This window comes from Gottfriedia endophytica, from assembly GCF_017814275.1.
Lineage (GTDB): Bacteria > Bacillota > Bacilli > Bacillales > Bacillaceae_G > Gottfriedia > Gottfriedia endophytica.
Map to the genome: position 1 here is coordinate 57,852 of NZ_JAGIYQ010000014.1, position 13,190 is coordinate 71,041.

At 31.5% G+C, this 13,190-nt stretch carries 12 protein-coding genes; 1 reads left to right on the forward strand and 11 read right to left on the reverse strand.

Annotated features, from left to right (window positions below; all coding sequences use genetic code 11):
- Positions 1–34: 34 nt before the first annotated feature.
- The 10 genes from J5Y03_RS16460 to J5Y03_RS16505 form a co-directional block, all read right to left on the reverse strand.
- Entirely contained in the window at positions 35–712 is a 678-nt protein-coding gene (locus tag J5Y03_RS16460; protein ID WP_209407095.1) for a response regulator, read from the reverse strand.
- 146 nt (positions 713–858) lie between these two features.
- Entirely contained in the window at positions 859–2,007 is a 1,149-nt protein-coding gene (locus J5Y03_RS16465; protein ID WP_209407096.1) for a sensor histidine kinase, read from the reverse strand.
- Between the two features lie 485 nt (positions 2,008–2,492).
- Positions 2,493–3,038 (reverse strand): T6SS immunity protein Tdi1 domain-containing protein, encoded by a 546-nt coding sequence (locus J5Y03_RS16470; protein ID WP_209407097.1) that lies wholly within the window; start codon positions 3,036–3,038, stop codon positions 2,493–2,495.
- Complete coding sequence (locus J5Y03_RS16475) at positions 3,023–3,238, reverse strand: Imm6 family immunity protein (protein ID WP_209407098.1); 216 nt, start codon at positions 3,236–3,238, stop codon at positions 3,023–3,025. Before J5Y03_RS16475 ends, J5Y03_RS16470 begins: the two co-directional genes overlap by 16 nt.
- Positions 3,239–3,666: 428 nt before the next feature.
- Positions 3,667–4,107: an SMI1/KNR4 family protein gene (locus J5Y03_RS16480; protein ID WP_209407099.1), complete on the reverse strand. Its 441-nt coding sequence runs from the start codon at positions 4,105–4,107 to the stop codon at positions 3,667–3,669.
- An 11-nt stretch (positions 4,108–4,118) separates the two neighbouring features.
- Positions 4,119–5,669: an HNH endonuclease gene (locus J5Y03_RS20135; protein ID WP_322099597.1), complete on the reverse strand. Its 1,551-nt coding sequence runs from the start codon at positions 5,667–5,669 to the stop codon at positions 4,119–4,121.
- 1,018 nt (positions 5,670–6,687) lie between these two features.
- Positions 6,688–7,056 (reverse strand): type II toxin-antitoxin system RnlB family antitoxin, encoded by a 369-nt coding sequence (locus tag J5Y03_RS16490; protein WP_209407100.1) that lies wholly within the window; start codon positions 7,054–7,056, stop codon positions 6,688–6,690.
- 87 nt (positions 7,057–7,143) lie between these two features.
- A complete protein-coding gene (locus J5Y03_RS16495; RefSeq protein ID WP_209407101.1) occupies positions 7,144–8,208 on the reverse strand; it encodes a type II toxin-antitoxin system RnlA family toxin in 1,065 nt (354 codons plus the stop codon).
- 19 nt (positions 8,209–8,227) lie between these two features.
- On the reverse strand, positions 8,228–9,130 hold the full coding sequence (locus J5Y03_RS16500) for a ribonuclease H1 domain-containing protein (protein WP_209407102.1): 903 nt from the start codon (positions 9,128–9,130) through the stop codon (positions 8,228–8,230).
- Positions 9,131–10,157: 1,027 nt separating this feature from the next.
- On the reverse strand, positions 10,158–11,309 hold the full coding sequence (locus tag J5Y03_RS16505) for a hypothetical protein (RefSeq protein ID WP_209407103.1): 1,152 nt from the start codon (positions 11,307–11,309) through the stop codon (positions 10,158–10,160).
- Between the two features lie 716 nt (positions 11,310–12,025).
- Here J5Y03_RS16505 and J5Y03_RS16510 point away from each other — a divergent pair.
- Entirely contained in the window at positions 12,026–12,613 is a 588-nt protein-coding gene (locus tag J5Y03_RS16510) for a recombinase family protein (RefSeq protein WP_209407104.1), read from the forward strand.
- A gap of 170 nt (positions 12,614–12,783) precedes the next feature.
- Here J5Y03_RS16510 and J5Y03_RS16515 read toward each other — a convergent pair whose 3' ends face one another.
- Positions 12,784–13,176: a DUF5071 domain-containing protein gene (locus tag J5Y03_RS16515; RefSeq protein ID WP_245208931.1), complete on the reverse strand. Its 393-nt coding sequence runs from the start codon at positions 13,174–13,176 to the stop codon at positions 12,784–12,786.
- Between the last annotated feature and the right edge of the window lie 14 nt (positions 13,177–13,190).

Genomic DNA, 13,190 nt, shown 5'->3' on the forward strand with positions numbered 1-13,190 from the left:
GAGGTTGTCTGCTTTTTAGTCTATTGAATCGTATTTATTTAATTTCAACCCAAGAATTACGGATCGCTGTTACAACTGCATGTGTACGATCATTTACTTCTAGTTTTTGTAAAATATTACTTACATGGTTTTTAACGGTCTTTTCACTAATAAATAGTGCTTCACCGATTGCACGATTACTTTTCCCATCAGCTAACATTTGAAGTACTTCACACTCTCTACGAGTAAGCAAGTGAAGGGGACGACGAACTTCAATCTCACGGGATTTAAATAATTGTTCTTTTAACGATAAACGACGGAACTCTTCAACTAGATTATGTGTAATTTTTGGATGTAGATAGCTACCGCCTTGTGAAACAACTTTAATCGCTTCGATTAATGTATCTGAATCCATTTCTTTTAACAAGTAACCACGCGCTCCAACTTTTAAGACATGTGTTACATAAGATTCATCATCATGGATTGATAGAATGATAACTTTTGCATCTGGATTCTTTTCAAGTAATGATTTTGTCGCTGCCGCACCATTCATATTCGGCATGTTAATGTCTATAATAAAAACATCAACTTCTTGCTCGTCATTAATCTTTAAAACCTCTAATCCATCAGAGCCTTCTGCCACTACATCAAAGCTTTGTTCGAAATCTAAGATTCTTCTAATTCCTTCTCGGAAAAGCTTGTGATCGTCAACAATTGCAATTTTCGTTTTCATGTCGTATACCCCTCTGCTATGAATTCTAGTTTGTTTATGTAAAAATATGGTAATTATTTCCAAGTCATTAACTATCTTAACAAAACACATCTTAAATAAATAGTCAGTATTCGTTGAAATTTCTACTTATATAAATTTTCAAAATGTTATTCTTGTGACTTTACTTTTATTGAAATCTTGACAGATGTGCCTTTATTCACCTGAGATTGGAGTTCAAAACTTCCGTCTAGTAACTCTACTCTCTCTTTCATGCCTATAAGACCAAATGAATTTTCTTTTGGACTTGTTTCAACATCAAAACCAATCCCATTATCTTTTACAAGTAAGTTCACTTGATTTTGACGAAACTCTATTTTAACTTGGATCAGTGTTGCATTTGAGTGTTTACAAGCATTTTGAACAGCCTCTTGTACTAATCTAAAAAGGGCCACTTCCATCTTGGACTCTAGTCGATGTTCTTCACCTATGTAATCAAAACGAATGGTATTATGTTTATACTCTTCTAGTGTCTTTAAATACTTATTAAGAGTTGGTACTAATCCTAGATCATCTAAAGCCATTGGACGCAGGTCATAAATGATTCGGCGTACCTCGGTTAATGCCGTTCTCACCTGTTCTTTCATATCGTGTAACTCTTTAAGTGTTTCATCTTCGCTAAATTGGCGATAGGTTTTAATTAAGAAATCCGATCTCATCATAATATTAGCCATCATTTGCGCTGGACCATCGTGAATTTCATGCGAAAGCTTTAATCGCTCTTCTTCTTGTGCTTGAATGAGCTTGAAACCAAAAGCCTGCTTCTGTTTCGCATCTTCTAACATTTGGCTAACCTGTTGAAAATCGTCTTGTAAAAAATTTAAAATTACTGAAATTCTAGCAACTAATACATCCGCTTTTCGTAATTGTTCTAATAAACTTTGAAGACGCCGCTCAATATCATTTCGACGTGAAAGAAGCGCTTTCTCTTCTCGTAACGAAATATTATGCTGATTTTGAAGTTGTTGAGCAATTTCATATGCATCCTTCACTTCATCTTCAGAATACCTCTTAAAATCTCGATCCAACTCCATTAATCGTTTTCGAGCAGATCTCACAAGAAGCTCTAGCTTTGACGTATTTTGAATTTTTTCAATAACACTTACTTTAACTTCTTCCAGTTCAAGCTTTAACCGTTCATACTCTGACCGCGTATCTTGCACAATTTCATACACTTGCTCCTTACTATCGGTCACAGTTGAAATCATATTATCTATAACTCCATCAAGTGTATCCTTGTCTATTTTTCTAGTTGTCATGAAAAAATCCCCCATCAGATTTAACGTCAATAGACTTTGCCCACTATTAATAAACTCATTATAAACAAATATCGACAAAAATTGTACAAAAAATTTCAACAAACAGAATTTTTTATTATTTTTAAATTGTTATAATTATAGGGAAATAATACCCTCTTCTCGTTAATTATTATAATAAAATTCCCAGTTAATGGAAGGTTTTTTTCAATTTATTCACAAAATGTTTACAATTTGAAGTATTTTGTTACTTGAATGTAACGATTATTTTTAAATAATTTCTATAATTTATTTATATTAATGATAATTTTAAATATACTGATAACTATAAAGATGTTATATTTATATAATTTCTAACACAAAAACCCCAACTTTAGAATCTATAGATGGGTCATTGTATAAAAATATATATTTATACAAAAAACGTCTAAATTTGGAGAAACCTCCAAATCTATCTGCTAGTTAATTCTGTATCATAATCCTGAACATTACTGAACTGGTCCCATAAATTCAGTAATAATAAGAATATGTTCCTTCAATTTGGCTTTTTTTAGATTCTCTACTTTTTCTGCTCCACTAAAACCTAATAGAGGGGTGTTTCCAAAACACTCGTCATAGTTAGGGGCACTGTATTTACTAATCGCTTCAGGATAAGGCTGCCACATTAAATCATCGTTCATAAAGTCATTATCTTTTAAGTCATCAAAAAAGAATTCAAATCCGGATGAAACAACATTAACATACCCTTCCCTAAAGTTTAATAAATTTACATACTTATCTTTTTCCCATACTATAATATCACCCATTGCGGTTGTAAAAATAGGAATCGCCTGCTCATACCTTAAATAACTTCTCTCTAAAATATCTAAATAATCGTCCGGATTAATAACTTTTAAAAAGTCATTTACGAAAGTACCAAAACCATATTTTTCCCATGTTTCTATTAATTCTTCAGGAAGTTTATCCTTATATTTTAAAATAACATCTTCAGCAACAGTTTCATGTTTTATAAAATCGCTTAATATAGTTTCCAATTAAAATACCCTCCTTTTTTATTTAATAGTTTTATCTCATAAAAACCATCTAGAAACTGCTGTAATATACTTTCTTCTACATTTTCTATTGGTGCAGGTAAATATTCTTCATTATCAAACTGATAAGCTCTCCAATTAGTAAAAGATATTGCATCTACAATGCAACCCCATACTAATTCTTTGAAACTCTTTTCGCCCATGTATCTGGAAAATGGTCTAAGTCGTATCCTATTCTTTTGACAGGACCATTTTTAGTATTAATAGTTATATTTTCTGGAATGTCTTCTCCACAAGTAGGGCAAATCATTTTTCATGATGCATTTTTGGGCGCTTCACTTTCAGCATTAGCACGAGGACCTTTCTTAAAACTACCTCTCTTATATAAACTATATGTAGTATATTTACCCGTGCTCTTAGTAATATCGTCAACTATATCTATACAAGTAATAATCTTAAAATCTAAAAATTAAAAAATTTGCAACCTTATTAAACTACTTCCTTCTCTTTCACTCAATTTCCTTGTTAAAATATTATATATCCCTAAATTTAGAAGGCAAAGAAAAAACCTTGATCAATTGACGATTCCTTGATCAAGGTTCTGTTCTTTAAGTTTGATTAATTATAAGCATTATACTAATTGTTTTATAAAAGTACTAAAATCTTCAGCAATCCAATAAGTGTTTTCTTGATCTGATGATTCTTCGAATTGATATGAATCATCCCAATAGTAAATACCCGAATATTCACCTTCACAAACCATAACAATAAATCCATGCATTAAATCATCACCAATAACAATTGAATTATCCAATAAATCCTCTTGAAATTTATTCATCCAAGTTCGTATATCCGATGTACTACTTCCAGTGTTCAACCCATATAATACATCAATACTAATATGTGTAGATAAATCCTCTACAAAAACTTTATTACAATCATCTTTTTCAACAATTCCCCCGTTATATTCTTGCAAAAATTCGATATAATCTTTGGGAAGTTTAATTGAATAATTCTGTTGAAATTCTAATATTTCTTGGAATTTAGTTGATCCAAATTTTTCAATTATCATTCAAACCCCTCCTATTTCCTCTTTTTAAGTGCCATTCCACCCCTATGGGTAAAGTCCTTATGGATTTCTTTATTTACTTCTTGCATAGTTTTTCCATCCTGATGATGATGCCATGTATTATTTTCTGCATCCCTTGGACCATTAGGTGCTAATTCGTCTGCTTTTTTAAAGTCAGTATTATAATCTTTAAATCTACCTATTTCTACTTCTTGCTTTACATGCCCAGCTGTTTTAAAATCTGGAAATCCATCAGTATAAGTAACTGAGTGACCATCTTTATTTTTGTATGTCCAAGTGCCATCCTCATCTATTGTAATACTTCCACCCTTTTTTTGCCATTTCTCTGGGTCAGGGGAGTTTTTAGGTTTAGTACTTAGTTCTTCTTTAGTAAAATTTCTAACTTCATCCGTTCCCTTAGTAGATACATGAGGTATCTCTTCTTTACCTTTAATTAAATTATATAAGTCTCTTGCACTTTGTCCAGCATTAGAAGCTCCTTTAATAGCAACAGCACTTCCGTGTATCATTCCAGCTGTCGCACCTATATTTACAGTTACTCCAACTGGTGCTAAAGCTCCAGTTCCATCTAGTACAAATCCTCCAGTTTCTGCAACTCCAGATAATGTAGTTTCACCCACTCCCCCCAGAGCTGATAGAGTGTGGCCAATTACTTCTCCTGTTTTATAAGCAATTGGATGTTTAGTATTTTGATTATTTTGTATGAGATTTAAAGTCATATCTGCTGTAGCTGCATCTGAAGCTCCTTTAAGTATATCTTTCGCAACCCCAGCAACTTGACCAGCTTCACGAGCCACATTCTTTACGTTTTGTGTTACTTTTTTCTCTAGTTGCTGTGCCAATTGATGAGCTTTTTTACTGATTTCTCCCGGATTATGCGCTACCTCTTTTATAGTCTGTACCACTTTCTGTCCATCTTGTGCTATTTCATGACCTATATTCTTAACTGTCTTAGTTACGTTTTTCTCCACTTGATGAGCTAATTTCATTGCATTCTCACTGATTTCTACTGTGTCACGTTTTAAATGGTTCGCTGTCTGCTCGACTTTCTTCTCAATCTGATGAACAGTTTTCTTAACATTTTTAATAGCTTGCGTCGCTTCATGTTCTACCTGTTTTGCAGTATTCTCTACCTTCTTCTCAACATGATGAACAGTTTCCTTTACTTTCTTTGTAACTTCTGCTGCCTCATGCTCTACCTTTTTGACAGTATGTTCTACCTTCTTCTCAACATGATGAACAGTTTCCTTCACTTTTTTTGTAGCTTCTACCGCTTCATGCTCTACCTTTTTGACGGTATGTTCTACTTTCTTCTCAGCTTCTTGAGCTAACTTTTTAGCATCTTTGCTGATTTCTACAGTATCCTTTACTACTTTCTTTACGGTCTGTTCCGCTTTCTTTTCAACTTGTTGAACGGTTTGCTTCACTTGTTTAGTAGCCTCTGCTACTTCGTGTTCCACCTTCTTAGCGGTATTTTCAACTTTCTTCTCCACTTGGTGAACAACATTGTTCACTTTCTTACTGATTGAATTCCAAAACGACACTCTTCTTTCCACCTACACCTTCAATAAATTAAAGAATTGGATATAAAGTCACTTGATTTCCATTTTCTTCCATAAATATATCGAAGGTTCCAGGATTACTTTAAGGTAAATTAAAGAATTTTAAGAATAATCTAATTTATTTTAAATAAAATCCACCTTAGATGATTGATTCCGTTTGGTGAATCGTCTCATTTATAAGGACTAATAAAGAATAAAACCAGTATATTTTTACACAAAAAAAGAGGCTTCCCATAAGTTCAAAGAACTCTTGAGAAACCTCTTTATCTGGCATTAATAATGATGATTTATTATCCTCAAATCCCCTTATACAAAGGTTTTTGAGTAAATTACATCATTCCACCCATACAATTGAAATATAAATAGGAAGAAAAATAGATTTATTTAACCCCTATATATCAAGTTTTAGCCTTTTACTACACATTAAAACTGAAAATACAGAAAATAAAATTAATAAGTTTCTATATGTTCCGTGACCAAAATGTGACCATAAATTACTTACTAATTTTGCTTAATGAAAACCGTTCAAGCCAAGATAATTAAGGTATGAGCGGTTTTCATTTTGTATTTTCCCAATTCTTCGTCAATGTAGGTAAATTAATAGTATGATAACAGATTTAATTTGAAAACATTGCCATAAGACATATTTTGGAGGTTGTATGGAATTGCCACCAATCTCCCACTAATTCAACACCCTACCAATAACAGCAAATTTTTAGTAATGTCTAACTTTTAATTTTATTAACCGTATTTTTTACGCTCTTTCATTTATATAAATAATATGAAGAAACATGAAATAAAACTACCATGTTATGTAATGATTTAATTAGCATTACTTAAATAAAAATGAAAGGTAGTAATGTATCATTCTAAATGGTTCGTGGTCAGAATGTGGTCAAAAATAGTTAGTCTTAACCTTAAATTGATAAGCCAATTATATGATCTTTTACACCTCAAAAAAGAAACCCACTACAAAACTTATCATTGTAGTGGATTTCTTTTATATACATATCCCTTTACTTAATAACTTTATCTGAGCTGAATTTAATACTGAATTTTCAAGCAGGAATAAATGGTTACTGTAATAATCTCGTGATTTAATTCTTAAATTGTTCTTTTTATCCAAACTTACAAATTTAAATGTGGACTTCTCAAGTATCTCCCCATTAAAATTTGCTTCCACAAATCTTTCAGATGTATTTCCAATACTAAGAAGTAAATCAAATAACACTTTAAAATTACGGTTATCATTTTGTTTTAATTGTTCTGTGATTTCATCAATACATGCAAAAGGAGTTTCAAAAGATGTAGAATAAATCACAAAATTATATTCTGAATTGTCTATCGTTTCTAGATCAAAATTCTTCAATTGTAATAACACTCCTAACACCTCTCACTTTTGCATATTTTTTTATTTACCTTATATAATACCATATGATACATAAATTAAAAATTATTACTTATAATATTCATCAATAATATTAAACGTGTCAATAATTAGAGTTCTTGCTTCACCAATATTTTCGATTTCTCGGGTATCATCTATTGGAGAACTAGGATCTGCCCAATGTACTAATGAATGTCGGTGCTTATTATAAAAATTATACCCTTTTTCGAAATAAGCTATTTTACTTGGGTCACCAACATTTGAATGGTAAGTAGTTTTTAAATAATATCTTCTCCCACTTTCATCATATTTAAACATGTTAAATCGATTATCATCTAATGTAATGTTGTAATTATATAAAGAGTATTTCAAATGGCCTTCTAGTGCTTTTAAAGCAGGAAAAACCAAATACGAGTAGACAAACATTTCACCTTGAATTTGTAGATTATAAACTGCCTGATGTAACACCTTTTTTAACTTAGCTGGATGTTTATCATGGGAATAAGGAAAATAATAGTCAAACTGTTGTTCCACATCACTTTTTAATATGTCAATTTTATAATTTTCATTAAAGAAACGTGGTATTTCATCTAATTCAATAAGTTCTGCTATAAGAGACATTGCCTCAGTAAAAAGTAATAGCGGTCTGCCTTGAATTAATATCTTCTTTGTTGTTAAGTAGTAATGTATGGTTAACGGTTCATTATAATGCCCCGTAAACTTATATAGTTCAAATGTAATATTTTTTTGTGGGGGATTTTTACCTTTACAATACTCACTCTCACATAGAATCTCCATTATTCCTTCAAAATCTTCATGTTCAATGTTTTTAGCAATAAAATATTTACTCCCCGAAGTAACATCTCCTAAAACACATTCAGGATCAACAATAATAAATTCCGAAATTTGATTCTTAACTTCAGAAATACCACCACTACTTTTATCGATAGAAGTAGTTCCGTTTTTTAGAAAATGAAAGTCAATAAAAAACCTTATACCATCCTTTTCATTAATATGAATACGTCGACGCGTTCCACCTAGCTCATTTATATCGGAAATTTCACAAGGGACTTCTTTTAAGCTATAAAATTTTCTAATTGAATCGCTTATTTTTTCTCTTTTTAAATTATACATTTTTCTTGCTCCCCCTCTATTAATTCAAGTTAATACTAAAGGTATACTGTTTTTGGTTTTTATCAATAATTAACCAATTAATAATAGAATGGTTAATATTCACATCAATTGTAATTCCATCAATATCCTTGACCTTATTGCCCTTTTTCTTCCAAAATTCTCTAGCAACCTTAATTAATTTTGCTTCCGTTAGTACATAACCTTTAATATTAAATGAAGCAACATTCCTTCGACTATCTTCACTTTTTATTACCTTTACAAATAAACTATAATCAATTACTTGAGTTACTTCGTTCAGTCTTTGTGAATTATCATCTGAACCAATAAAATTATCCAACGCCTTTTTAGCTAAAATATCAGCTTCTTCATTAAATTCATTCCCTGAATGAGCTCTTACCTTTATGAAATCAATTTGTATTTTGTCTCTAATACCCTTCACAAAATGTACATATTCTTTAGTTCCTTCTTTGTTAGCATTCCATTCACCCGTTGCCCATTTTGAAATGCCTTCATAGTCATGAAAAATTTTTATTCGTTCATAATTATTATTGTAAGCCCATTTAATAGCTTCCATTGCTCCAAGTAATTCGCCTGCTACATTTCTTAACGACGAGTTTTTCTGATTATCGCCCACTCCAGATAGCTTTGTCTTTTTTCCATCTAAAATAATACAACCATAAGAGTAACGACCAATACTATCGTTATAACTTCCATCTACATAGACCTCTATAGTATTAAGACTTTCTTGTGATTGTAAATTTATATTAGATAGATTTATGTTCAAATAATTCTTTGCTTCTTCCAACCCAGAAAATGATTTATAAGTCGCACCGCTATAACCCTCAATTTGTCGCTTACAATCTTCCCAAGTTTTGAAAATGCCTATCTCTCTTCCTACCCTAACTGCATAATATTTCGACAAAATAATTCACCGCCTTCAATATTAACCTATTATATCAATTTTCCAATTTTTTTTACAAAAATTGTAATTATTTTACAAAAATTGTTATAAACCTAAGTTACACCGCTCAATCAGATTTAAAATATTTTTACTATTTTAGAATCAAAGGTAGTATCCTTTACTCATAAAATGCCATTTCTACCCTGGTTAACATAAAAAAGACCTCCAACCAAAATGGTTGAGAGTCCTTGAACTGTTGAGAATTAACGTTTTGAGATCTAAGGAGCTCAACGTGCTATTTTTCTTCATATTTTATACATAGATGAAAGAGCGTAAAAAAACACCTTAAAAATCTGTTATCGCAAATAAGTATCAACAAAGGAATACGGAGTGATTTAAAGAATAATTATATTAAGACATCAAGAATAAGTCCCGCAATCCCAAATTCAAGGGGATTGATCAGCCTTTAAGAGATTGTGGATGGCTTAAAATGACTACCAAAGAGGAGGCTTTTACATTACATAAAAGTGAGTATTCTACCTTTACAGTAGTTGATCGAACAGAGAATTGATGAAAAATTCCACCAATCCATAAGGTCCTTAACTTGAAGTCTTATTTTTATTTTTTTACCTAGTGACATCCTCTCGCATAGGGTGTCTTTTATAACTGTTTTAATTTATATAATCACTTGATATTTATATACGAGTGAAATTCAAAAGCAAACAGCAAATCGTTTTGATGATAAGTTTTGGAGTTGAAAATTTAGTACTGACTCAGTGAATCTGGTATACTCTTATCAAAAAAATCTAGTTGTCAGAAAAAAAAGCCCAACCCCTTATATATTAAGGGACTGAACTTCTAAAATAGTATGATTCTAACTGGACTTGAACCAGCGATTCCTACTCTGTCATTTTTCTAAACTATCTTTTATACATTAATTTTGCATAATTAGATTCGATTATCCAATTAATGCAAAACCGTAAGGTTATACCCTAATTCATACCCTCATAGAAGATCTGGGTTTAACAACATATCATATATTTTAACATTAATAAGACTGCCTTAAATACTTAAGTATAGTACTTTTCGCTATAAATGATAAGAAATCATGTTTTATTAGTAGTTTCTTTTCAAATCTTAGCGGAGCTTCAGATGCTACTACAATTAAAGTCTCAAAAAACCGCTCTGAAGCATTGGGATCGCTATGAGGTGTTGGCCCACCTTCATGCGTGAATTTTGATCTATATTTGTAGGTATCCTCAATAATTATTTTAATTTCCTTTGGTTTCAATTCTTCAGGAAGAATCTCATACCACTGTTTTTTTGTTAAATCTTTTAATTGATCAGCTTTAAATTCAGAAAGGTATGTATCAATGGCATTCGCAAGTGGATGTTCATGCAATTCCCATTCATCTATTGGACAGTATTTTAAGATAAACTGACCAAACCTTTTTGTCAATTGATTCCCACTATCCCGAAGGCTTTTATACTGTCCTAATAAGCTTTTAACAGCTTTATTTGACTTGGCAAGTTCTTCCCATTCATCTTCTTTGGGATCTTTAGGTCGTTCTATCGGTATGGCGAGCTGGGCAATTGATTCAATTGCTGATACTAATAAGTAATAAGAAAGAGAAAATTCCTCTCGCTTATTATTATGACCCAAATTCACTAGTCGAATAGCTTGCATAAACCTTTTATAATCTGAATAAGGGATTTTGTACAATAGCTTAGTCAGTACTAATAATTCAGTATAGTATTGTTCAATACGTTCTTTTGAAATTTGAGTATTGGTGAAACCTGTTCCAGCTTGTTTTATAGGAAAATACATCCCTCTTTCTTTCAAGCCTTCATCCGTATCGATATCGGTCATGAAGAAACTATCTCTTGCTGTTTTAACTGGTCGCGAAACAATAAAAGATACTAAAGAACCAATAGCTATGGCAACCAAATGTATTTTATCTGATTCTATTGGTTCGAACCATACAATAGGAGCTATAAACGCATGGTATATACCACCTAAACTTACTTCCCTTGTGGGGCTTATTTTAAACTTTCCAAAATCCCATTCATTTTTTAATTCAAAATTTAATAATATAAAGCCAACATTCTCTTTTTCGCCTATAGTCTGTGTTTTTTCAGGTCTAAATACTTCGATACACTCCTGATACATAACGTGATCAGACGAATATGGTCTAACCATTTAAATTCCCCCTTCTATATTAGATTAATAACAAGGTGTTTTCAAAATCAGTCAATCTATAGTGAAGTATTCATTCTATTTATATCTCAATTATAGCAAAAAACTTTTCAAATTTTCGTTATCGTTCTCATTTTTTAAAAAATTCCAAAAAATTTAGAATATAAAATTTCTCATGAAGTGGTTAAGTTTGTTGGTCATATACTAACGAAGTGACAGGCCTATAAGACGACGGGCTAACAAATTTATTCTCTTAACGAGTTCGGTTATTTGGATTGTTCCACGGATTCGATTACCGTTATTAGACTCAGTTGTTGATGTACCTATTTCATATTTTAAATACTACTGCCTCTGTTAACTCCCACCGCTTTTCTTACTTCTTAAATTAACACGGAACTCTTTCAGTGTCAGCTTTCTTATAAAGACATACAGGCAACTGTACTATCATTTAAGAAAGATTACTATTTTTTAATTTTATTATATAGTTCAATACTTGTCTCGGCAGCCAGATAAATATCTTCATGAAAGTAATTTAATCGTTGATAATTCACTATATTTAAATGTGTACGAAAAACGAATGTTTAACGTACATTTCAAAAATAATTTGTTTTTATTATTTTTTCATGTTAAAGTGTACTAAAATACGTACGAAAAACAATATACATATAAAATTACACAAACATGAGTTTTAGTACACTTCAGAAAAAGGAGTGCTTAAAATGGTAGAAACAAGAACATATGGTTATTGTCGAGTATCAACTAATGACCAAAATATTGAAAAGTACATTAACCAATTAATTGAGTATGGAATTCCAGGAGAATTTATTTATCATGAAAAAATCACTGGTAAATCAAAAGCAAGTGAAAGGGAACAACTTAAAGCGTTATTGAAGCATGTACGAAAAGGTGACACGATTGTAATTGAATCTTTAACACGTTTAGGGAGATCCACAAAAGACTTAATTGAAGTATCTGAAATGTTAGAGGGAAAAGGGGTACAGCTTAAATCTATAAAAGAAAATATTGATACTACTACTCCAACTGGTAAAGCAATGTTTGGTATGTTGGCGGTAATGGCACAATTTGAAAGGGATTTAATTAGCGAAAGGACTAAGTTTGGGTTAGAAGCAGCTAGGGCAAGAGGTAAAAAAGGTGGAAGAAAGAAAACGGATGAATCTGTATTGAAGAAAGCGAAGAAGTTATATGATGCTAAAACGTTAACAGTAGCAGAAATATGTGAAGCGACAGGAGTTTCGAGAACAGTCCTATACGACTATATAAGAGAAAATAAATACACAAAGATGTGACACCTTTCCATATCTTGAAATAACTGCACTATAGTTAAAGTGTCAATACTATAAAGTTATGACACTGTTCGTTATAAAAAATCAAAAAAGCCGACTTCTGGGTTTAGAAATCGACTTTGCAAAAACCTTATGTAACTATCGCATGCGTTAGTTGCATAAGGGGTATTATTTTAGATTGTTTCTAAAATCTCTTTTGCGATTTCATCAAGTTCTTCTGAGAGTTCATTATGTGTGGGTATTTCAGCTACTCTTGTTAAATACTCTGTAAACTGAACTCTTGACTCTACTGGCAATTCAATAACTAAAAAGTGTAGAATAAACCATTTCCAGTTATCATCATCTGAAGATAAAACATCTTGCACATGTGGGACAATTTCTTCTGGAAAAGTTAAAAGTAATTCCAATACACTTGGTGCCACTGGCCAATTCATATCTTGAATCCATTCGAGGAGGTTAGGCAGTAAAGGCAATATTTTATCTCTATCCATTTTTTTAATCATTTCTACTCTATCATTATCAAATTTATGTCTTGGCAAAAGATCTTCAAAGTTTTCTATATGCATCTCCCCCTTTGATT